The organism is Salinispira sp., from assembly GCF_059431795.1.
The window spans coordinates 76,912-99,745 of the sequence record NZ_JBXWXS010000003.1; the positions used below are offsets into that span (position 1 = coordinate 76,912).

The 22,834-nt window shown below is 45.7% G+C and carries 20 protein-coding genes, 4 tRNA genes and 1 other RNA gene; 12 read left to right on the forward strand and 13 right to left on the reverse strand.

Translation table 11 applies throughout. The annotated features are described in order from the left end of the window. Nucleotides 1-77: 77 nt before the first annotated feature. The 8 genes from recR to AC52PS_RS01550 all read right to left on the reverse strand — a co-directional run bounded on the left by recR (nt 78) and on the right by AC52PS_RS01550 (nt 3,305). Complete coding sequence (gene recR / locus AC52PS_RS01515) at nt 78-665, reverse strand: recombination mediator RecR (RefSeq protein ID WP_495561262.1); 588 nt, start codon at nt 663-665, stop codon at nt 78-80. Nucleotides 666-671: 6 nt separating this feature from the next. Next, nucleotides 672-977, reverse strand: a complete 306-nt coding sequence (locus AC52PS_RS01520) for a YbaB/EbfC family nucleoid-associated protein (RefSeq protein WP_495561263.1) — start codon at nt 975-977, stop codon at nt 672-674. A 36-nt stretch (nt 978-1,013) separates the two neighbouring features. Beyond that, nucleotides 1,014-2,636 carry a DNA polymerase III subunit gamma/tau gene (gene dnaX / locus AC52PS_RS01525; protein WP_495561264.1) on the reverse strand — a complete coding sequence of 541 codons (1,623 nt, stop codon included), beginning with the start codon at nt 2,634-2,636 and terminating at the stop codon, nt 1,014-1,016. A 45-nt stretch (nt 2,637-2,681) separates the two neighbouring features. Further along, nucleotides 2,682-2,780, reverse strand: an RNA gene (gene ffs / locus AC52PS_RS01530) — signal recognition particle sRNA small type. Nucleotides 2,781-2,798: 18 nt separating this feature from the next. Continuing rightward, nucleotides 2,799-2,886, reverse strand: a tRNA-Ser gene (locus AC52PS_RS01535). A 79-nt stretch (nt 2,887-2,965) separates the two neighbouring features. Then, nucleotides 2,966-3,039: transfer RNA gene (locus AC52PS_RS01540), tRNA-Arg, on the reverse strand. 6 nt (nt 3,040-3,045) lie between these two features. Beyond that, nucleotides 3,046-3,133 (reverse strand) — tRNA-Ser (locus AC52PS_RS01545). An 84-nt stretch (nt 3,134-3,217) separates the two neighbouring features. Next, nucleotides 3,218-3,305: transfer RNA gene (locus tag AC52PS_RS01550), tRNA-Ser, on the reverse strand. Between the two features lie 132 nt (nt 3,306-3,437). Here AC52PS_RS01550 and AC52PS_RS01555 point away from each other — a divergent pair. Beyond that, on the forward strand, nt 3,438-4,217 hold the full coding sequence (locus AC52PS_RS01555) for a DNA-3-methyladenine glycosylase (RefSeq protein ID WP_495561265.1): 780 nt from the start codon (nt 3,438-3,440) through the stop codon (nt 4,215-4,217). Here the strand turns inward: AC52PS_RS01555 and AC52PS_RS01560 are convergent. Further along, nucleotides 4,183-5,166, reverse strand: a complete 984-nt coding sequence (locus AC52PS_RS01560) for a ParB/RepB/Spo0J family partition protein (RefSeq protein WP_495561266.1) — start codon at nt 5,164-5,166, stop codon at nt 4,183-4,185. The two genes, AC52PS_RS01555 and AC52PS_RS01560, sit on opposite strands and share 35 nt — an antisense overlap. Beyond that, on the reverse strand, nt 5,159-5,914 hold the full coding sequence (locus AC52PS_RS01565) for a ParA family protein (protein WP_495561267.1): 756 nt from the start codon (nt 5,912-5,914) through the stop codon (nt 5,159-5,161). The genes AC52PS_RS01560 and AC52PS_RS01565 overlap by 8 nt, the downstream gene beginning before the upstream one ends. A gap of 110 nt (nt 5,915-6,024) precedes the next feature. On the opposite strand from AC52PS_RS01565, the gene trhO reads away from it, so the two are divergent. Both trhO and add read left to right on the forward strand, forming a co-directional pair. Next, the gene (trhO, locus tag AC52PS_RS01570) at nt 6,025-6,906 is read left to right on the forward strand and encodes an oxygen-dependent tRNA uridine(34) hydroxylase TrhO (RefSeq protein WP_495561268.1); all 882 of its coding nucleotides are present in this window, start codon (nt 6,025-6,027) and stop codon (nt 6,904-6,906) included. Nucleotides 6,907-7,104: 198 nt separating this feature from the next. Continuing rightward, nucleotides 7,105-8,178 carry an adenosine deaminase gene (add, locus tag AC52PS_RS01575; protein ID WP_495561269.1) on the forward strand — a complete coding sequence of 358 codons (1,074 nt, stop codon included), beginning with the start codon at nt 7,105-7,107 and terminating at the stop codon, nt 8,176-8,178. On the opposite strand, the gene AC52PS_RS01580 is transcribed toward add, so the two are convergent. From AC52PS_RS01580 to gyrB, 3 genes are all read right to left on the reverse strand, one after another. Beyond that, nucleotides 8,165-8,761 carry a YigZ family protein gene (locus AC52PS_RS01580; protein WP_495561270.1) on the reverse strand — a complete coding sequence of 199 codons (597 nt, stop codon included), beginning with the start codon at nt 8,759-8,761 and terminating at the stop codon, nt 8,165-8,167. The two genes, add and AC52PS_RS01580, sit on opposite strands and share 14 nt — an antisense overlap. Nucleotides 8,762-9,001: 240 nt before the next feature. Then, nucleotides 9,002-11,485, reverse strand: a complete 2,484-nt coding sequence (gene gyrA, locus AC52PS_RS01585) for a DNA topoisomerase (ATP-hydrolyzing) subunit A (RefSeq protein WP_495561271.1) — start codon at nt 11,483-11,485, stop codon at nt 9,002-9,004. A gap of 25 nt (nt 11,486-11,510) precedes the next feature. Further along, nucleotides 11,511-13,421 (reverse strand): DNA topoisomerase (ATP-hydrolyzing) subunit B, encoded by a 1,911-nt coding sequence (gene gyrB / locus AC52PS_RS01590; protein ID WP_495561272.1) that lies wholly within the window; start codon nt 13,419-13,421, stop codon nt 11,511-11,513. A gap of 177 nt (nt 13,422-13,598) precedes the next feature. Between gyrB and dnaA the strand changes: the two genes are divergently transcribed. The 9 genes from dnaA to gcvT all read left to right on the forward strand — a co-directional run bounded on the left by dnaA (nt 13,599) and on the right by gcvT (nt 22,808). Then, the gene (dnaA, locus tag AC52PS_RS01595) at nt 13,599-15,050 is read left to right on the forward strand and encodes a chromosomal replication initiator protein DnaA (RefSeq protein WP_495561273.1); all 1,452 of its coding nucleotides are present in this window, start codon (nt 13,599-13,601) and stop codon (nt 15,048-15,050) included. 233 nt (nt 15,051-15,283) lie between these two features. Further along, nucleotides 15,284-16,390: a DNA polymerase III subunit beta gene (dnaN, locus tag AC52PS_RS01600; protein ID WP_495561274.1), complete on the forward strand. Its 1,107-nt coding sequence runs from the start codon at nt 15,284-15,286 to the stop codon at nt 16,388-16,390. A gap of 9 nt (nt 16,391-16,399) precedes the next feature. Then, nucleotides 16,400-17,539: a DNA replication/repair protein RecF gene (recF, locus tag AC52PS_RS01605; protein ID WP_495561275.1), complete on the forward strand. Its 1,140-nt coding sequence runs from the start codon at nt 16,400-16,402 to the stop codon at nt 17,537-17,539. Then, entirely contained in the window at nt 17,523-18,038 is a 516-nt protein-coding gene (locus AC52PS_RS01610; RefSeq protein WP_495561276.1) for a DciA family protein, read from the forward strand. The genes recF and AC52PS_RS01610 overlap by 17 nt, the downstream gene beginning before the upstream one ends. 141 nt (nt 18,039-18,179) lie before the next feature. After that, the gene (gene rpmH, locus AC52PS_RS01615) at nt 18,180-18,335 is read left to right on the forward strand and encodes a 50S ribosomal protein L34 (RefSeq protein WP_495561277.1); all 156 of its coding nucleotides are present in this window, start codon (nt 18,180-18,182) and stop codon (nt 18,333-18,335) included. Then, nucleotides 18,316-18,672 (forward strand): ribonuclease P protein component, encoded by a 357-nt coding sequence (rnpA, locus tag AC52PS_RS01620; protein WP_495561278.1) that lies wholly within the window; start codon nt 18,316-18,318, stop codon nt 18,670-18,672. Before rpmH ends, rnpA begins: the two co-directional genes overlap by 20 nt. Before the next feature lie 90 nt (nt 18,673-18,762). Next, the gene (gene yidC, locus AC52PS_RS01625; RefSeq protein ID WP_495561279.1) at nt 18,763-20,592 is read left to right on the forward strand and encodes a membrane protein insertase YidC; all 1,830 of its coding nucleotides are present in this window, start codon (nt 18,763-18,765) and stop codon (nt 20,590-20,592) included. Nucleotides 20,593-20,617: 25 nt separating this feature from the next. Next, nucleotides 20,618-21,316 carry an RNA-binding cell elongation regulator Jag/EloR gene (jag, locus tag AC52PS_RS01630; RefSeq protein WP_495561280.1) on the forward strand — a complete coding sequence of 233 codons (699 nt, stop codon included), beginning with the start codon at nt 20,618-20,620 and terminating at the stop codon, nt 21,314-21,316. 376 nt (nt 21,317-21,692) lie between these two features. Next, nucleotides 21,693-22,808, forward strand: coding sequence for a glycine cleavage system aminomethyltransferase GcvT (gcvT, locus tag AC52PS_RS01635; protein WP_495561281.1), 1,116 nt, complete (start codon nt 21,693-21,695; stop codon nt 22,806-22,808). Nucleotides 22,809-22,834 lie beyond the last annotated feature (26 nt).

Here is a 22,834-nt window from a genome sequence, read left to right on the forward strand (position 1 = left end):
TGTTTTCCAAAATTGCTCCGCATTTTTGGAAAGCGGGGCGGCGGGCAGGCCCGCCCCGTTGTCTGAACGCTTTCCAGTCAGAGCATCGTGCGTCCTTTCAAACTTCTGGCCAAGGTAAGACGGTCGGCATATTCGAGATCACCGCCCACCGGAAGGCCCAGAGCGAGTCTGCTCACGGAAACCCCTAAATGCTCCACCAGTTTCTTCAGGTACAGTGCGGTTGTATCCCCTTCAACGGTAGGATTAGTGGCGATAATCAATTCCCCCACGCTCCCTTCACCCACACGGCTGATCAGCGACTGAATATTCAATTCCGATGGACCCACCCCATCCAGGGGTGCCAGGACTCCGTGAAGAACATGGTAATACCCGGTATATTCATGTGATGCTTCAAGAACCGCAATATCCTGTGGTTGCTCAACCACACATATGAGTCCTGCGTCCCTGCGGGGATCCGCGCATACCGGACAAAGATCATGTTCAGAATAATTGCCGCAGCGCTGACAGCGTGAGATCTTTTCCTTGAGCGAGCTAATATGCTCACCTAAATTCCGGGTGAAATCCTCATCGCTTTGAAGGAGATAATACGCCATTCTGGTGGCGCTTTTTTTCCCAATCCCGGGCAACCGGGAAAGGAGATGAATGAGAGAATCAAGATGGTCCATTTCCGATTATCCCAGAAAACCCGGGGGAATATCCATGCCGCCGGTAAGAGAACCCATCTCTTCGCTGAGTTTTTCCCTCACTTTCACCAGTGCATCTGCGTGGGCGGCTCGGATAAGATCCTGAAGCATTTCGATATCCTCAGGATCAACGGCTTCAGGACTGATAATAATTCCAGCAATGGCCATATCGCCTGAAAGCTCCACTCTCACCATATCACCGCCTGCAGAACCGGTAACACGAATGGATTTCATTTTCTCCTGGGATTCCTTCAGCTTTTCCTGTATGTTTCCAAAGTTTTTTATAAGATCCATGGGATTCATCTTTACACCTCTTTTTTGATGTTGTTATTAGTTCAGCAGTTCGCCGCGAAAAACTTTTTTAACCATAGCCACATCCGGATCTTCCTGAACCTCTTCTTCCTGAATATCGCTATGGGTAATATTAATTACAACATGTATTCCAAATAATTCCTGAATACTGTCTGCAATGAATTTCATTTCCTGGCGGGCGGTTCCGGCGTGCATCGCCGTACTGAACTGTATGGTCAGATGCTCACCATCTTGCTCTCGGCCGATGGCTGCGCTAAGAGTTGCCGCAAGGGTTGGACTTTCGTCCTGAATACGCTGAATGAGCATCTCCCACTGTTCCTGGCTGAGATGGCCGGATCCTGAGGGAGCTTCACTCTCAGGCTCATCGGGACCGGAGCGGGGTTTGTGGGCTTGCTCAACGGTCGGCTGTTCACTCAATTGCTGCCCGGGACTTGGGAGGGGTAACCCGGGATCCGATACACGGGGATTATTAAGCGGGGTATCGCCGGGCATTTCTGTGATCTCCTGCTTCAGCTCCCGCAGCCTCTCAACAATTTCTTCCGGTTCCAGATACTTGGAGATTCGGGTTATTTTACTGATCAGTATTTCCAGTTCCAGCCTTGCATTCACCGTATAGCGGATATCACGGTAAGCCTGAAGAAGCATTTCAAGAATTTTCTCCAGCTGAGTCGGTTTGAGAGCATGAACCACTTTATCTGAATAGCTTTTCAGCGGATGTCCTAATAAACCGTCTCTATTCACACCCTGGGCGGCGAACAGCAATCCCCGGAAATAATCGCTGAGATCAATAATTAACTGTTCTACAGATATCCCGGCGGAAAACATCCCATCAAGATATTCAAGGGTTTCCTTTTCTCTCTGCTCAACAATTAATTCGGTAAAGGCATTGAGTTCATCAATTCCCAACAGTCCCAGTTTTTCTTTGATTTTATCCAGAGTGATATGACCGTCTGAGAAGGACGCCACCTGATCAAAAAGCGTATACGCATCCCGCATGGAACCGGTAGACTCCCGGGCTATCCAGAAGAGGGCATCTTCTTCTGCCCCGATACCTATCTCTTTCGCCGCTTCCGTAAGAAGCTGAATAATCTCTTCAATGGGGATAAGCCGAAAGTTGAACTGCTGACAGCGTGAGCGTATGGTTGCTGGTACTTTATGAATCTCTGTGGTGGCAAATATGAAGATGATATAATGGGGAGGTTCCTCTATGGTTTTCAGCAATGCATTGAAAGCCGAGTTTGAAAGCATGTGAACTTCATCAATTATATATATCTTATATCGGCTGCTCTGAGGAGGGAAGAGAACTTCGTCCTTGATTGCACGGACATCATTCACCGAAGTATTGGATGCACCGTCGATTTCAATAACATCCATGGCAACGCCTCTGCTGATTTCTTCAGCCCCGGGATAATCGAAACCTTCAGGGGTTCCCATTTTACTATCATCGGGGCAATTCAGCGCCCTGGCCAAAATACGAGCCGTGGACGTCTTTCCCACTCCCCGGGGACCGGAAAACAGATATGCATGGGCGATACGCCGGGTTTTCAGCGCATTGAGGAGGGTGGCGGTCACAAATTCCTGACCCACCAAGGTATTAAAATTCCGGGGTCTCTTCCGGCTTGCTGTCACTTCATATGCCATGGCGCTATTTTACGGATTTTTTAAAATAAAAAAACCCCTTCAGTCAGAAGTCAAGCGAACTGCGGCACACATACCAGTTACTTACCGCTGCTCCCTTCCGGGCCTGACGGGGTTGGGTAATGGCACATTGCACAGTGCCTGACAACATAACTAAAGGGGCAACGGAGAGAGAGGGATTCGAACCCTCGGTACCCGGGTAGGGCACACACGCGTTCCAGGCGTGCACCTTCGACCGCTCGGTCATCTCTCCAGTTTTCTTCCTGGACGTCAGAAGAACATACATATTTGCTGATCCACACTGCTGCAGGAAGCTGCGGTGAACACAGCCACGATCCCGAGTGGACTCGAACCACCGACCCTCAGTTCCGCAAACTGATGCTCTATCCAGCTGAGCTACGGGATCAAAAAACGGAGAGGGTGGGATTCGAACCCACGGTACCCGGTTAGGGCACAACTCCTTAGCAGGGAGCCCGATTCGGCCGCTCTCGCACCTCTCCAATTGCGCAGTAATGCACGCATTGTATAGATAATTATTAAATAAATCAAATCATTCCGAAGAATTTTCCGGGCTGTTTGATTAACGGAGAGGGTGGGATTCGAACCCACGGTACGGGGCTACCGTACAACGGTTTTCAAGACCGCCTCCTTAAACCACTCGGACACCTCTCCAATTAGCGAGGCCTAAATATATAGAACGTATTTTGCTTTGTCAATAAGGGTCTTTTTCTCAGCATTTCAGGGTTCTATGGAAATTTTGTGAGTACTATGTACCCGTTGTAAAAGCTGTTTTAGAATAATCGGATGAAAGGACATAAGGTTTCCGACCGATCAGTTTCGCCGATGGCAGTATGGGATTTCCCGAATACTACACGGCGCTTAGCCAGGGAGTTACTTGGAAGCTATATTATCACCGCTGACAGCAACGCAGCCCATTCCGGGCAGGTAGTCCCACGCTGCGGAGGAATGATCATAGAGACCGAAGCGTATACGGAAGATGACCCTGCCTCCCATTCCTACAGGCGCAGAACAGAACGTAACCGGGTAATGTTTCAGCAGCCGGGTTCTCTCTATGTGTACCGGAGCTATGGCATCCATCATTGCATGAATATTGTCTCCGGTCCGGTCAATCAGGGCGAAGCGGTGCTCATTCGTTCTCTGCTTCCTCTCTTTGGACTCAGTGAGATGATGGAACGACGGATCCCCGGCTGGAAGGGTGCCAATGAGCCGGTGAAGAACCCGGATGACCTGCCGGCGCATATGAAAAAACGATTGTGCTCGGGCCCGGGAAATGTATGCAGTGCTCTTGGGATAGATATGAATTATAACGGGATTTATGTTTGTAAAGATAACGATTCAGGTGGGCCGGATTGGAGACGGCAATTGAAAGGCCCTGGGGTATATCTTGTTCAACGGGGTGAAATAGAATCGGCATTCCCCGAGATTCTTCCAAGCCCGATCAGTAGGGAAGTGAGGATATCTCCCCGTATCGGGATTCGAAAAAATGCCGATGCAATGATGAGATTTTTTTATTATCTGCCCGGATACATCAGTCGTTCAGCAGCAGGTCATATAATCGCTTGAGATCGTCTTTGCTATAATAGTGAATTTCTATACGGCCCTTTTCTTCGCTTCCACGGATATCCACTTTGCTGCCCGTATGTTTTATCAACGCTTCTTCCATGTCCCAGAGTGCGGGTGTTTTCCTGGTGTGCCCGGACTCCTGATGATTCGATTCTCCGGAGTTTACCCGAGCTCCCCCTGTGAGCTCAAGAACCTGTTCCCTGAGATCTTCCGCGTCTTCCTCTTTTGGATTGGGGGCGCTGAGCTCTGCATGCAATCCTTCCACATGAAATCCGTCATTAATCATTCTCGCAGCCTTCTCGGCTAATCGTACCGACAGCCCCTCCTGACGGATAAGGTCATACAATTCATCGAGCTGTCCACTGTGCTGTTCAGCGACAGATAAAAGCGCTTTTGCGTGTCCGGCGCTGATTTCCCGGTCTCTGATTCCTGTGCGTACATCTTCCGGCAGACGGAGCAACCTCAAGGCGTTAGCAATGGCTGATCGGCTTTTCCCCAGTTTCCGTGACACCTCATCCTGGGTATAACCAAACCGATCCATGAGGCTTTTATACCCCTGGGCTTCCTCAATGGCATTAAGATCTTCACGCTGAATATTTTCGATAAGCCCTATCTCGAGCTTATCTTCATCACTGAAAGATTTTAGTACAACAGGAATTTTCTTAAGTTCGGCAATTCCCGCTGCGCGGTAACGACGCTCGCCTGCTATGATCATATAGCGGCCGTCACTTTGTGGTTCAGCAACTATGGGTTGAATTATTCCTTTCTCGGCAATGGAAGAAGCAAGTTCATCCAATTGTTCCTGTCGAAATTCCTTTCTGGGTTGATCAGGATTGGGAAAAAGACGGTCTATGGATACTTCCTGTACCGATTCCCCCTGCTCCCGGGCATCTTCTACCGTTTCCGGCATCAGAGAACTCAGCCCACGACCCAGCCCCTTCTTAGCCACGTTGAATCACCTCTTTCGCCAGTTCATGGTAGCTTTTGGCACCTGCACAGCCGGGATCATACTGATTAATAGGAACTGAATGGGAAGGTGCCTCAGAGAGTCGGATATTCCTGGGTATAATCGATTTGTACACAAGGTTTCCAAAATACCCCACCACTTCTTTCACAACATCCTGCGCCAGCCGTGTTCTGGAATCATACATGGTAAAAATTATCCCCCCGATTTTCAGGGCGGGGTTACTTGACCGCTGCACCATCTTAATACTCTGCATCAGTTGGGTTATCCCCTCAAGAGCAAAATATTCGGTTTGGAGAGGGATAAAAACCTCATCTGCTGCGGTCAGACCGTTCAGCGTGAGGATTCCCAGACTGGGCGGACAGTCGATAAAAATATAATCGTAGTCTTCTTTAATACTGAGAAGAGCTTCCTTAAGATAATATTCCCTGTTAGATACCTCCACCAGCTCCACTGTTGCCCCGGATAGGTCGGGACTGGCGGGTATAATTTTCAGATTAGTTACGGATGTTTCCTGAACGCAGGAGTCAAATGTGCTCTGACCAGTTATCAGTTCATAAATTCCCGTGTTTTGTACATCCGCACCCACGCTGGAACTCAGGTTGCACTGAGGATCAAAATCCACCAGCATTACCTTTTTCCCTTCTTCAGCCAGGTAGGCTCCCAGGTTGGCTGCTGATGTGGTTTTGCCCACTCCGCCTTTCTGATTTGCAAATACTATTATTCTGCCCATACGGCGTTAGTATATAAAATGAAAACGTTTATGTCATTCTAATTCTATTTAATTCTCCCAGGGGAATGAAATATTCTCAAACTTCAAGATGTATGCTATACATAATTATTATGAGTAAATCACTTAGCAAAAAGACACAATTCCACTTTTCAAATTTCTACCATTTTCATCCCCTGCAAAATTTATCTGAACTGAAGTCAAAAATTATTTCCCTCGCAGAGAGATTGAATGTAATCGGATTGATCATACTGGCTGAAGAAGGTGTGAATGCAACCGTTGCCTCCACGGATATTTCAAAACTTCGTACGTTTACATCGGAATTGCAGGAACTTCTCCAGACCAGTTTCGATAATATCAAAGATTCCTCTGCCTATCTTAGCCGCAGCCCCTTCAGAAGGCTCAAGATTAAAATTCGAAATGAAATTGTCACCCTTGGTGTAGATGGTATTAATCCTATGACAGACGCCGGGACGTATGTGGAACCCGAAGAGTGGAATGAATTAATTTCTGATCCTGATGTACTTCTTGTGGATACCAGAAACGTCTACGAATACCGTCTCGGAACATTTAAGGGTGCCGTGGATCCCCGCACCCTTAATTTTCGCCAATTTCCCGAAAAGCTTTACAATTTGATTAAAGAACGAAACCCCAGGAAAGTGGCCATGTTCTGTACCGGTGGTATTCGATGTGAAAAAGCCAGCGCAGTTGCCAGACAGATGGGCATAGAAGATGTGTACCATCTAAAAGGCGGAGTTCTTGAGTATTTTGAACGGATTCCCAGGGCAGATAGCGCCTGGGAAGGATCATGCTTCGTGTTTGATGGACGAATTACCGTTACTCAAGAACTGCAGGCAAAGCCCGAACCCCTGTGTTCCCATTGTGGACAAGTGAAAAGCAGGAACCCCGACAGCGGCGAATATGAATGCTATCAATGTTTCGAGTACCCCATTGCGGGTTCCCCACAATACATGAAATCCCGAGACAATAGCTAAATAGTTTCTGGACACCCTTCCAAATACCCGGGATTTCCCGTAAACAATAAGACATATAGATTTTTTTTCTCACCGGCTTTAACAGATTTCTCCTTTCTGCCGGTTGTTGATGCATATGCTGTACAATTTTCTACACGTCATATACTGAAATATTAATACATACGTTTTATACTACTTGGTAATAAAGTGAGCGTTCTTATGAATACAGACAAGAAGAAATCAATACTTTCCGACAGGAAGTACATGAGTAAATTCCCAAAAATTGAATTACACCGTCACCTGGAGGGAACCTTTGATCCATCCACACTGTATTCCATAGCCCAAAAAAACGGTTTGGCTGTTCCAGAGGATTTCGATGAGTTCAAAAATACCATTCAGTTCCCAAGGGATAAAGAGCCCGACTTTCTTCTGTTTTTAAGTAAATTCCGAACTGACTGGTACAGAAGCCATGATGATGTGGAAAAAATAACCTATCACTCAGTGTACCAAATGAAAGAAGACGGTATATTTTATATTGAGTTGCGTTTCAGCCCCGAGCATTTTTCCCTACAGAATAATTTTGACCGCCGGGAAATAACCAATATAGTCATTAATGCAGCCAACAAAGCTGCTTCTGATGCAGGGTTTCATATCAGATATCTGATTACATTCAACCGCAACAAGCAAAGTCCCGAAGAGATGATCAGCTTATATAATATGATCAAAAATATGGGGCTTCCGGAAATTGTAGGCATAGATTTGGCTGGAGATGAAATAAACTATCCTCCTGAACTTTTTGATCCCTTCTTCGCTGAGATCCAGAAAGATAAGCTGTACAAAGCTACTGTTCATGCCGGAGAAGTAACCGGCAGCGATCAAATCTGGACTGCTATAAAAAAATTACATGCAAAACGCATCGGCCATGGAACCAGCTCAATCAACGACCCCAAACTCCAGGAATATTTGAAAGAGCACTTTATTGTTCTTGAACAATGTATTACATCCAATTATCAGACCGGATCATGGAAAGATGAACACAATCATCCAATGGGTGCCCTTCATAGAAAGGGTGTTCCGGTTACAATCAATTCCGACGACCCCTCCATTCAAAACACCGATCTTACAGATGACTACATTAAAGCTGTCAACTACTTTGCTTTTTCATTAGAGGATCTGGTACAGCTGAATCTCACTGCATTAAAAGCCACGTTCCTTAGCAGCAAGAAGAAGCAGGAATTGATTAATGAGTATGCGGATGCTGTGAAAACATTTCGCCGGATCAGCGGTCTCTAAGAATCCGCTTTCCCTTACTTATGTCTTGGACCATGGTTTTTAGTAGAAGAAAATCATGTGTATCTACATCAATATCAAGACTCACTTCCTCACTAAACTCTGTTCGAACTATTTCAGCCGACAACTTTTGTATACCTCGGCACAGTTCCTCATATTCTGAGTAGGAAAGCACCATAGTTAGCGATCGCTTTTCCTTCAACTCTACAATATTACAGTGCTTCAACGCCGCTTGAGCTGCACGGGTATAGGCTCTTACCAACCCCCCAGTACCGAGTTTAGTGCCTCCGAAATATCGTACGGTCGTAATTAATGCATTCCTCATCTCTGAACCCTTTAGAACTTCCATGGTTGGTCTTGCAGATGTACCTTTGGGCTCGCCGTCATCGCTCATTCCCGACGTTTCTGAGCGTTCATCACCTATAATAAATGCATACACCACATGGTTGGATTGTTGATGATTCCTCTTCTGCTCTGCAATAATATCTATCGCTTCATTTCGATTCTCCACATAATGTACTCTGGAGATAAAGCGGGATTTCTTTTCTTCCAGGAGTGATTCACAGGATTCTCCAGGGATTTTCATCATTCGTTTCCTTCACTTGTTCCACGTGGAACAAAATTATTGATTTCGGCTGCAGCCATGCGATGTTCCACGTGGAACAATCTCAGTCCAGCATCTTTGAAAATTGCCTCTATCTATATTTCTCATTCGATTTTATCCGTTCAGAGCATCAATGTGAGAATAACGAGCTTGGGGAATAAAAAAAAGGCCGGGTCATTATCGCCCCGGCCTTTTTTATTGATATGTATGTTGGCTTGAAGATTATACCTCTGTTAGTCCAGGATCCTTCTTTGAAATCATCGATTCTTTTTCAGGCTCTTCTTCCCGGGCTACACGGTCCAAGCCGACTACCACATCAGGTTTTTCAATATCAAATACTCTTACGCCCTGGGCCGTGCGCCCCTGAACTGCAACCGTTGAGGCTTTCATCTTGATTGATGTTCCTCCACTTGTGACCACCATTATTTCATCATCCTCAAGTACATTGAGGATACCCACAACCTCTCCGGTACGATCTGAGGTGGTATAGATAATCTGTCCCTTGGTGTTTCTGCCATGGGGCATTAGATCATCCGGTGTCATTCGCTTACCATTTCCATATTCAGTAATGAACAGCACATGAAAGTCTGAGTTTGCTTCCACCGCTCCGGCAATTTCGTCTCCTGCCGCAAGCCGAATACCGCTAACGCCCTGAGCAGTACGACCCATAGGACGCACTTCGCTTTCACTGAATCTGAGCCCCACACCGGTCCGGGTAGCAAGGATAATATCCCTGTTTTCACTGGTAAGAATGGCAGAAACGATTTTATCGTCACCCTTCATTGCCATGGCAATAATACCCCGGGACTTGGCATTACTGAAGTCAGCTGTTGAAACCTTTTTTACCATACCTCTGGCTGTCGCCATAAATATAAATTCATCTTCCCGAAAACCCTGAAGAGCAACTACTGCGGCGACATCTTCGTTTGCGGAAATACTTAGAAGTGAACGGATATGGGATCCTTTACTGGTTCTAGATCCTTCGGGAATCTCATGCACTTTCAGATAATATGCTTTCGCTTCACTTGAAATAATCAAAATATAATCATGGGTGGATGCAATAAAAATGTTCTCAATGAAATCTTCGTCCCGAAGCTTGCTTGCTGCCATTCCTTTTCCGCCTCGGCCCTGAACCCGGTAAGATGTAACCGGAACCCGCTTGATGTAACCCTTATGGCTGATAATCACCACCATATCTTCTTTCTGGATCAGATCCTCAATATTGATCTCTTCAATTTCATCGATAACTTTATCGGTACGTCGTGTCTGACTGAATCTTCCGGCAAGATCATTTGTTTCATCAGAAATAACACCGAGAATTTTCTCCTCGCTTGCAAGAAGCTCTTTCAGTTCTTTTATCAGGGCATTCAGCTGTTCAAGTTCTTCCAGAATTTTCTGGGTCTCCAGGCTGGTAAGTTTCTGAAGGCGCATATCAAGAATAGCCTGTGCCTGAATCTCCGAAAGCATAAAGCGGTCCATTAGCCGTGTTCTGGCAACCCCCACATTATCGCTTTCCTTGATCGTCTTAATCACTTCATCTATATTGGCCAGCGCAATTTTAAGCCCCTCCAGAACATGGGCCCGTTCTTCCGCTTTCCGTAAATCGTACTTTGTGCGCCGGATTATTACTTCACGCCGATGATTAACAAAGTGGACAATCATATCCTTGAGATTCAGAAGCTTGGGCTTTCCATCCACCAGAGCAAGAGCATTTACGTTGAAGTTAACCTGAAGCTGCGTCTGGTTGAAAAGCTGATTAAGAATAATCTTCGGACTGATGCCTTTCTTTAGTTCAATCACAACTCTGAGACCGTTTCTGTCAGATTCATCCCGTAGGTCGGATATACCTTCTATCTTTTTATCCCGGATGTATTCTGCGATCTTCATTACCAGATTTGCCTTGTTCACCTGATACGGTAATTCGTGAACAATTATTACATCCTTTCCAGATTTGGTGGTCTCTACACTCACCTTGGACCTGATGGTAATTTTTCCCCGGCCTGTCTCGTATGCCTGGCGCACGCCCTTGGTTCCGAAGATGATTCCTCCGGTGGGAAAGTCGGGACCGGTGATATACTCTGTCAGTTCCCCGATGGTAATCTCCGGGTTCTCAATATAGGCTTCCACTGCAGAGGCAATTTCGTTGAGGTTATGGGGGGGGATATTTGTGGCCATCCCAACGGCTATTCCGCTGGCACCGTTAACAAGAAGATACGGAAGTGCTGCGGGCAGAACTTCCGGTTCTTCCATCGAGTCATCGTAGTTGGAGACAAAATTCACTGTCTCTTTTTTGATATCCCGGAGCATCTCCTCGGCAAGTTTCGCCATTCTCGCTTCGGTGTACCGCATCGCTGCCGGCGGATCTCCATCCACCGATCCGAAGTTACCCTGTCCGTTTACCAGCGGGTACCGCATGGAAAAATCCTGGGCCAACCGGACCAATGCATCATAGACACTCATATCGCCGTGGGGATGATACTTACCAAGAACATCCCCGACAATACGGGCACTCTTTTTGGGAGCACGATCGGAACGCAGCCCCATTTCATTCATTCCGAAAAGAATTCTGCGATGAACCGGCTTTAGTCCGTCCCGTACATCCGGGAGAGCCCGGGATACGATAACCGACATTGCATAATTCAAATAGGATTTTTTTACTTCATCTTCTATTGCTACGGGTATTACCCGTCCCTGTTGTGCTTCCATTCCTACTCCAGCTTAATTGCCTAAATTAGACGTCCAGATTTACGACGTTAAGAGCGTTTTCCTCAATGAACTCCCTTCTGGGCTGAACATGCTCACCCATGAGAGTTGTGAAAATATCTTCAGCTTCAACTGCATCTTCAAGTTGTATCTGCATGATATTCCGTGTCTCCGGATTCATGGTGGTTTCCCACAGCTGATCGGGATTCATTTCACCTAACCCCTTGTATCGCTGTATAGAGATTTTTTCTTCATTCTTTAGATCAAATGTTTTTAATATTCTGGCCCGTTCTTCTTCATCGTACGCATATTCAATACGGTTTTTATAGCTCATTTTATAGAGCGGAGGCATGGCGATATATACATGTCCCTTTTCTATCATCTCAGACATATATCTGAAAAAGAATGTAAGAAGAAGCGTCCGGATATGCGAACCGTCTACATCCGCATCGGCCATGATAATTACCTTGTGGTAGCGCAGCTTTTCCAAATTGAAATCGCTTCCCGCACTGGCTCCCAAACTCTGAATAACCGGTTGAAGCTTGTCGTTGGAGAGAACCTTGTCTATTCTGGTTTTCTCCACATTGAGCATTTTTCCCCATAGAGGAAGAATTGCCTGAAATCTTCTGTCCCGGCCCTGCTTTGCCGAACCGCCGGCCGAGTCACCTTCCACAATATACACTTCACACTGACTGGGATCTTTCTCGCTGCAGTCAGCCAGTTTTCCAGGAAGCCCGGTACTCTCCAGAAAACTCTTTCGCCTAGTCAGCTCCCGTGCCTTCCGCGCGGCGTTGCGTGCCTTAGCGGCCATTACCGTCTTGGAGAGAATGCTCTCTACCAACTGGGGGTTCATATCGAAAATCTCGGATAATTTCTCGTTCACCGTGGATTCCACAATTCCCTTAACTTCCGAATTTCCCAGTTTTCCTTTGGTCTGACCTTCAAATTGAGGATCTGGGACCTTTACGGAGACAACCGCAGTCAGTCCTTCCCGGACATCATCACCTGACAAGTTATCTTCCAGCTGCTTTACCAACCGGGATTTTTTCAGATACTCGTTTAAGGTCCTAGTAAGGGCTGATTTAAAGCCAACAAGATGGGTCCCCCCTTCCCTTGTGTTAATGTTGTTCACAAACGAAAACATGGCTTCGTTGAACCCATCGTTATATTCGAGGGATATTTCCATGGTAACTCCGTCCCGTTCCGCCTCGAAGTACACCGGTTCCCTCTGGATTACCGTTTTCTTTTTATTCAGATACTGAACAAACTCCTGAACACCGCCATCAAATTTGAAATCATGGGTTTTGGGTGTGGGAATTCTGTTATCTGCAATTTTGATCCGTATTCCTTTGTTCAAAAAAGCAAGTTCTCTCAATCTCTGGGAGAGAACGTCAAAGGAGAAGTTCAGGGTTTCAAATATTTCATCATCGGGAAAAAAATGTACACGGGTTCCGTGCTCTGCGGATTCACCGATTATTTCAACCGGCTTATCCGGGATTCCCCGCTTATAACTTTGAAAATATATATTCCCGTTCTTATAAACATATACTTCGCAGCTCTTAGCCAGGGCATTTACAACAGATACCCCTACTCCATGCAATCCGCCGGATACCTTGTAACTGTCCTTGTTAAACTTACCGCCCGCATGAAGACGTGTAAGTACGATTTCAAGGGCGCTGACGTTCTCATCAGGATGAATATCTACGGGAATTCCCCGCCCATCATCACGAACGATCACTTCATTTCCAGGTTCCAACTGAACGGAAATCTCCGAACAGAATCCTGCCAGGGCTTCATCAATACTGTTATCTACGATTTCATAGACAAGATGATGGAGGCCGTTTGGGCCGGTGGACCCAATATACATACCGGGACGCTTCCGCACCGCTTCAAGACCCTTCAGGACTTGAATACTCGACGCTGAGTAATTTTCCTGCATAGATTTAATGTGATTCCTTTTTCTGATTTACGTGGCTGAGATTATACCTTTTGAGAACTAAAAAGTAAAGGAAGCCGATTTGTCTAAGTGATTCCAATTACATGAGTTATAGTCATTCTATTTACAGATTGAAAAAGCAGGTACGAACGCGTATGATGGCTAGTTACTGGAGGTGTTATGAGTGAATGGGATGATTACCGCTTGTTCTGGGAAGAAGCGGTAAAACAGATACAGGAGGAACTGACAGAGCAGGAATTCAGCCTTTGGTTCAACAGAATGTCATATGCCAGTTCCCGGCAGGAAACTATTATTGTATCTGTGCCCTCCTCCTTTTATCGTGACCAGGTTAAATCCCGTTATCTGAACCTCATTGAGAATAAATTGTATGAACTTTCCGGAAGCCGAATCGCTATCGAATTCCAGGTACAGGCAGTAGCAGTGGACGGAACAACGGAAAAAAATCAATCCAGAAAATCCACACCAGCTTCTCCACCCAAAGGTACATCGGGATCCCAGCCCCGGGCAGGAACACAGAATCCTTCGGCACCTGTTTCTCCACAGGAGCCGGCCTATCGCAATCGCCATTCACACCATCCTTCCTTGAAGAAGGAATATACCTTCGATAACTTTATTATCGGGGAGAATAATGCGTTCGCAGCAAATGCAGCTATGGCTATTGCGAAAAATCCAGGCACCGGATACAACCCTTGCCTTGTGTACGGAGGAGTCGGTCTGGGCAAGACCCATCTGCTACAGTCAATCGGAAACTCGGTGTTTCAAGATTTTAGTGATTCAAAAATTATCTATGTGACCATGGAAAATTTTACCAATGAATTCATTCAAGCAATCCGTGAGAAAAAGCAGCATATGTTCAAAAACAAGTACCGTCATGCTGATGTTCTTCTGATAGATGATATTCATTTTCTTCAAAAGAAACCTGAAACACAGGAAGAACTGTTTCACACATTCAACGCCCTTTACGATTCAAACAAACAGATGGTCTTTACCTGCGACCGCCCGGTATCCGAGCTGAAAGAAATCACCGACCGGCTGAGAAGCCGCTTTGAACGGGGCCTGAATGTTGACCTCCAGCCCCCCAGTTACGAGACGCGCTATGCAATTCTAAAGAAAAAAATTGAAGCTGCGGGAGTACAGATTCCCGAAGAATCCATTAATCTCATTTGTGAAAATGTAACCACAAATGTTCGGGACCTTGAAGCAGCCCTTACCAAACTCATAGCATACGCAGAACTTGTGAATAAGAGCATAACTGTGGATATCACCAAACAGCAGCTCAAGGATTTCTTTTCCTCTCCCATACAGAAGAACATCACCATTGCGGTAATTCAGAGAAATGTTGCGGAATATTTCGGAGTCTCGGTACAGGAATTAAAGAGCAAACGGAAAACCAAAACCATTGCATTTCCCCGCCAAGTGGCCATGTATATCGCCCGCGATATCACTGAATATTCAACTACAGAAGTGGGGCTGGAGTTCGGCGGACGGGACCATACAACGGTGATGCATGCCTGCGACAGGATCAAGGAAAGGATGAAAAGCGATCCGTATTTAGTAGGACAGATTGACAGTTTAAAAAAAGCTATTCGTGAGGCAAGTAATAGAGCATAAAATATAAACTGCTGTTACAATGTGAATTTATTGACAGTATCTGTGGAAAAACTACAGTATATGTGTAAATGTGGATGCTTCGGCAAAAGTGCCCATAGGTTATCCACAATACTAAACGGTGCCGGTATAAAGATCTATGTGGTAAATTCACATTTCTACAGGCCCTACTACTACTACTACTAGAATTTATTAATAAGTATTTCTAGAGCTTGATACAAATAAGGAGCTTAATGATGAGATTTTCATGTGAGCGGGACAGTATTCTGAAAGAAATATCAATTGCACAGGAAATTATTTCTTCCCGCAATGCGCTGTCCATTTTATCGAATGTACTGCTTGAAGCGGAGGGCGACAGTCTTCTCATCAGAGCAACAGACCTCAAAGTCAGTTTTGAAACACGGATCCCCGTTGATGTTCTCGAAGCCGGGAAAACGACTACCTTCTGCGAAAAACTTTCAGGGATTTTAAAAACCCTTCCCAGTGGAGAAATTGAATTTTCCGAACAGGAGGGTGAACGTTTTATCATCGCTCCCCGTTTTAAGAAAATTGATTTCCGCTTGAAGACCATGGCCGCCGATAAATATCCTGAAGTTCAGCGTGCAGATGAGGATGCATTTTTCGAAGTTCCCCAAAAGGAATTCAACGAGATGATCAGCCAGACTATATTTGCCGTTTCCGATGACGAGACCAGATACTTCATGAATGGTGTGTATCTGGAAAACAGCGAAGGAAAACTGCTTATGGTGGCTACCGACGGAAAGCGGCTGGCATACATCAGCAAAGATACCGGAACAGAATTACCCGACTTTTCACCGGTAATTATTCCTCCAAAGATTTTATCTCTTGTTAAGAAGCTTTCCTCCGGTGAAGGAATGCTTTCCATGGCTCTGACAGAAAAACATGTGTTTATGGAATTCGATAACCAGAAAATCAGTTCGGCTCTCATCGAAGGTACGTTTCCCAATTACCAACGGGTAATTCCCGAAAATCAGGAGCACAGCTTGACGGTGAACCGACACGAGTTGAATGAAGCTTTGCGCCGGGTATCGCTGATGGTTGAGCGTTCCAGAAGAGTGTACGTGGAGCTTTCTGAAAATCTGATGGTTCTCCGCTCTGACGAAAGTGATTTAGGAACAGCCAGGGAAGAAATACCCTGTGATTTCAACGGCCCTGAGACGGTGATTGCCCTGAACTTTACCTATCTCTCGGATCCCCTGCGGGTCATTACCGCTGATGAAATACTTCTTCAGTTTACTGAAACTACCAGAGCTATCAGCATCAATGCGGTTCCTGAAGAGGACTATTTTCACATCGTAATGCCTATGAATCTCAACGAATAAGCTTGCTGTATGCCTTTCACAGAAATTCGCTTATACCAATTCAGAAATATCCGTAATCAAAAAGTGCCTGTTCATTACGAACAGGTTTTTTTAGTCGGTCCCAACGGGCAGGGAAAAACCAACTTTCTTGAAGCCCTATACGTGCTTGCGTACGGGAAAAGCTTCCGTAGCAACCGGGACGAACCCCTGGTTCTCAGAGGCGAGAAAGAAATGTCGCTTACGGCACATTTCCGTGATGGAGCAGAAAGCCGTATTCAGGATGAGATTTTTGTCAAATATGTTGATCGGCAGAAGGAAATCCGCTTTAACGGTTCTGCGGTGAAAGACCGGAAGCAACTGGTAGAACTGCTTCCGGTGATTATCTTCGCGCATGATGATATCGATTTTGTGAAAGGAAGCCCGGACAATCAGAGGTGGTTTTTTAACCAGTGTCTGAGTACATACCAGATCGGGTTTATCGACAGCCTGAGATCTTACTCAAAAGTTTTGCGCAGCAGGAATCAGATTATCAGGGATGGAACACATGAACTTTTAGATGTGTATAACAGCCAGCTTGCCCTCAGTGGCCTGGAAATCGTTCGGGCCAGAGCGGAGCTCATTCGGGAGTTTAATACGCTGTTCACCCCCCTCTTCGCAGCCGTGAGCGGAATTTCAACGCCACTCGAGATAGAATATCGGCCCTCTTGGAAAATTGGTGAAGATAACAGCCCAGAAAGTGAGTCCCGAGAGGTGATTTCTATTCTTAAATCTCGCATGGAAACGGATTTCCAGATGAAAACCACAACCTCGGGACCTCATCGGGATCGGTTCATGTTCCGTCTTGGAGGCAGGGATTTTCTCCAAGAGGCCAGCACGGGCCAGGTAAGACTCATGAGTCTTCTACTCCGGGCAGCCCAGTCACGGCTTTTTGCCAGAATGAGCGGAAGAAAACCAATCCTGCTTATTGACGATGTTCTTCTTGAGCTGGACGGTGAAAAACGAAGAAAATTTATGGATGAGCTTCCTGACTACGACCAGGTTTTTTTTACCTTTCTTCCGGGTGAGAATATTGAAAAATACCGCCATGGACGGGGTATCGTATACAGGGTGGATTCTGGAGAGTATACTGAAATTACGGGGACGGAAGCGAGCAATGAAAAAAGCGGATGAAATAATCAAAGCCTTTATCCCAATGATCAATTCCCGAGAAGGTGCTGATTACCTGGATCTTTTTTCTTCCTGGTCAACCATACTTGGTGAAGGGTTAGAGGATATAGCAGCCCATACTGAGCCGGTGGATATAAAAAACGGAGCCCTTATTTTATATGTTGACCATCCCGGCTGGATGCAGAGACTGGAATTTCGAAAGCGAAAACTGCTGGGCATGCTGAAAAAGAAATATCCGGAACTGGGAATTCATTCGGTGTTTATTCAGAAAGTGAGTAGTGAACGCTTTCTTGAACGAAGGGAAGCCAGAGTGATGGGGAACACACCCTCTGCCGGGAAGCAGAGTACCGGTTCTACTCCGAAAATGAGTGAAGAAAAAATCGAAAAATCCCAAAAACCCACAGAGGAAGGAAACTCGAAGGATTCACAAAACCATGACTCCCGCTTTGCCGAAACCCTTCGAAGATTCGAAGAACTCAGCAAAAAAGCCCCGAAGAAGTAATTCTCTAGCGCACAGATATTTGCAGGAATTGACACAGCAGTCTGATAAATCTATACTACGCTACCCGAATATGTATCTCAAAAAACGATATATGCAATTAACGGTTTTGCCTGAAGGCAGGATCACTGTAGGAGAAAACTGATGAAACGAACGTATCAGCCAAGCCGCACCAAGCGGAATAGAAAGTTCGGCTTCAGGGAACGAATGAAGACCAAAGCCGGTCGGAGCGTTCTCAAGAGAAGACGGGCAAAGGGCCGAAAAAAGCTCTCTGTTTCAGATGAGAAAAAGCCTTACTAAAGGTGAAAGGATAAGAAGACGCGGAGACATTCGATTGCTCTTTGCGTCTTCTTCCGTTTCAACCCGGGGGTTGAAAATTTTTTTTCGGGAAACTGGCCAGGATATAACACGAATTCTGGTTTCTCCCGGGCGCAAATACGGTAATGCCGTTGAGCGCAATTATATAAAGAGGGTGGGAAAGGAAATATTCAGAAATCAAAAAGCCGGCATAAAACCCGGATATGATGTTCTGTTTCTTTTTTACCCCGGCAGTTATACATACAACGATCGTGTTAATCAGGTGATCAAGCTGCTTTCAAAAACACCGGTTTTTCCCAATGGGAATGCTGTAAATTAATGCTAATGGGCGTCTGTTGTGATGTCTATGTCCCCGGTGTTCTAAATATCAGTCCATGGAATATTCGTACAGAAAAAAAGGAACAAAAATATGGATCGTAATACCCTGGTGGCGGTTATTTTATCGACTATCGTCCTGGCAATCGGATTCTATCTCCAAACAGCACTGTTTGCACCAGATGAGCTGACAGAGACCACTGAAACTGCAGATACACTTCCAACAGATCCTGAATCAGCGGGAGATGATTCCCCGCAGGATGCTAATCAACGGCAGGCAGGGGATGCAGAAGAATCCGAGCTTCTGGATTCCCCCCCTCTGGATTCAGAGGCAATGGCAGATGGAATTAATTTCAACGATCGTGCATTTATTGCTCTTGAAGAAGACGGGCGTGCTCCCGTGGAACGGGAAGTTGAGTATTTCCAAGAAGATTTTATCCGGATTGTTATGGATACCAGGGGTGGTAAAATCTCCAATGTGTATCTGCTCAGCCATGAAGACCAGGGAGAGCCCCTGGAATTCTTTTTCGGAGAAGCCGATCCTCGGGGATTAACCCTTAGACTCGGTGGAATAGACGGACCGCTTCTGGATCCAGTTTTTTACTTCCGTCAGGGCAGCGCAGACAACAGCTATGAATTTTACCGTCAAATTGTAGTACCAGGTCAAGAAGGTGCACCATTTGAGATTATTAAACGATATACCTTCCTCCCAAATGAATATATGTTCGAAATGGAAGTAGAACTGCGAAACTCAGTAAATCAGATTGTTCCCCTTGATTATGACGGCACAGCCTACACACTCTCTATCGGACCTCAAATCGGACCCGAATTTCAGACCCTTTCCAACACAAGCCGTACTGACTTTCGAAAATACAGCTATCTTGACGGAGAAAAACGAAAGGATATACGAAATATTTCTGATGGTGAACGGAGAAATCTTGATACATATTCTCCCTGGGCAGCCGTAAACGGGAAGTACTTTGTAGCAGCTGCAGTACCGGGAAATACGGGTTCAGATATTGTCTTCGGTGCCGAACCGACAAATGACGGGTTGCAGGGAAGCCAGCTTCACCTTCTTCGTCCAGCGGTGGAGAGCAGCCGGGTAACCGATAATTTCCGCTTCTATTTTGGACCGAAGTCCACGGATGTTCTCAGGTCTTACCAAAACGCCGATGATAACGGTTTTGGAATCAGAGAGTTAAATCTTGATGTGCTTATAGAATCATCCTGGATAGGCTGGTTGGAGAAGATCCTCAAGGGGATTATGAATTTCTTTTACGGTCTTATTCCCAACTGGGGGGTATCAATTATCCTTTTGACCATACTTGTGAAGGTCCTGTTGTATCCCCTGACCAGAAAAAGCTATGAGTCCACTGCAAAGATGAAGGAACTGTCTCCGAAGATTGCTGCGGTTAAAGAAAAATATCCGGATGACCAACAAAAACAGAATCAGGCAACCATGGAGCTGTACAAAAAGGAAAAAGTGAATCCTCTTGGAGGATGTCTTCCCATATTGCTTCAGTTTCCGTTCTTTATTGCCATGTTCAGTTTGTTTAATAATCACTTCGATTTACGGGGAGCTACATTTATCCCCGGCTGGATAACCGATCTTTCCAGTCCCGAAGCAATCCTGAATTTCGGTTTTTCTATCCCTTTACTGAACTGGGACGCTCTTCGACTGCTGCCTCTTCTTTTCCTGGGAACACAACTCCTGAGTGTAAAATTCACCCAGCCAGCAAATACTGGTCAAAGCAGCGGACAGATGAAGATGATGACCATGGGGATGCCGGTTATGTTTTTCTTCATTATGTATAATATGCCTTCGGGACTTCTCGTATACTGGATTCTCCAGAACGTTATTACTACCGGGCAGCAGTTCGCCTACAATTATTTCACTCATAAGAAAAATACCCGGAAAGCATAAATTTCCGGTTTAGGAGAATCCTTGTATGATATATGAATTTGAAGGAAAAACAGAAAAAGAAGCCATGGATCTGGCGATCGGGGAACTCGGACTGGAACGGGATCAGTTCGATGTGGAAATTCTCGAAACGCAGAAAAGCGGATTTTTAAATCTTCAAAAAAAGGTGGTAATCAGAGTACATACCCATGACGATAGCTCTGAGGCACAACCTTCTGTTCAACGCAAACGAGCTTCGTCCCGGTATAATCCCAATCCTGAACCAGAAAACGACTTCGAGCACGCACTGGTGGACTTCGTTCAGTCTGTAGTTGAGAAAATGGGATATGATGTAACCGTGAGTATCCTGTACCGGGAAGATGATAAAATAGCCCTGAAACTTGATTCTGAGCACAGCGGAATACTGATCGGACGGAAGGGTAAAAATCTCGATGCGATTCAATTACTTGCCAATGTGATTGCAACCCGCCTGAGCGATGAAAATGTTAAAGTTATCGTAGATGCGGAAAATTACCGTAGCCGCAGAGAAGAAGCTCTTATCCGACTTGCTCAAAAAGTGGGTGATCAGGTACTGCGAACGAAAAAATCCAAACTTCTTGAGCCCATGAATCCTTTTGAGCGGCGCCTCATACATACTACACTGAACGATATAGAGAATATTGAGACCGTAAGCGAAGGGGAAGGTCTTATCAAACAGGTACGGGTTATATATAAAGGATTCAGATAAAGTACGGCTTTATGTCGGAAAACAGAATATGTCAATAGATAAGAAAAGCCCCGGGAGAAAAAACCCGGGGCTTTTCTTATGTGGACATCTTGTGGATAAACTCTTAGTACATCCGTAAAAAAAAAGTCTTTTTTTTGCTAATGCGAATTATTTGAATGACTAGACAAATATCTAATCAAATTTAAAGCGAAATAATATTATATCTCTAATTTGAACTGATCTATTTTCTGAAAACAACCGAAATTTTTCCTGGGCTCACGGGATTCTAACATACGTTTATTGGGATTGATTCCCCGTTGTTGTGGATAACTTGTGGATAGTATGCTGGGAAAGGAATAATTTTTCACAGCGGCGTTTTGGGTGTATAGTTTAATATATGAAACAAAAAACAACGGTTTTACATTCGTGGCATGTGGCACATGGCGGAAAAATGGTGGATTTTGCCGGGTATGAAATGCCGGTCCATTATACTACAGGATCCAAACAGGAGCATTTGACTGTGCGCAGGAGCGCGGGCATGTTTGATATCAGTCATATGGGACGTTTGTATATACGCTGCGAGAAGGAAGGAAGTATCCCGGCCTATGAACGGCTGATCTCATCCTCTGTTGCATCCATGCAACCGGGTACAGGAAGCTACGGTCTTCTTTGCCGCCACGACGGCGGAATTCTGGATGATATTTTTCATTTCCGTCTGGATGATAATATCTGGTTGTTGGTGGTGAATGCGGCAAATCACACAAAAGACCTGAATTGGATTCGTACCGAAGCGCCTCAAATAGAAGTAGAAGATATTACCGTCGCTATCGGGATGCTTGCACTCCAGGGACCGGAAAGTCTGAAGATCCTATCCCTCGCAGGATACGATGAAAAACTGAATTCCATTCCCCGGAGAAACATGGTTTCAAAAGGAAACCTCTTTGAAGACGGAATTTTTACAAGGACCGGATATACAGGGGAGGACGGGGTAGAAATCTATGCGCCGGCTGAGAAGATCGGGAATATTGCGGAAAGAATCCTAACAGCGGCGGATACGCAGGGAATTGACTGTATTCCCTGCGGATTGGCCGCCAGAGACAGTCTACGGTTTGAGCCCGGTTTCCCGCTGTACGGGCATGAGTTATCTGAAAAAATCACCCCCCGGGAAGCAGGGATGAAATGGACGTGTAAGTTAGATGATGGGGACCCCGATTTTATCGGGAAAACGGCCATTCTTGAACGATATGCCGGAAAGGATGACTTTCACCGCCTCAGGACAGTCCGAATGCTAAATAGGGGCATGCCCCGTCAGGATATGAAAGTGGTGGATGCTCAGGGGAAGGACCTGGGATGGGTGGCCAGTGGAATGGCAAGTCCCAGCCTGGAAGGATTCTATGCGAATATTTTTATCCGTAAGAGTGCTTCACAAACGGGAAATCGGGTATATATTGAGATCAGAGGTTCGCGGAAAGAAGCGGAAATAGTCAAGAGGCCCCTTTACCGGGTGCTCTAACTGCTTTAGGGAAGCAGTCTCACTGC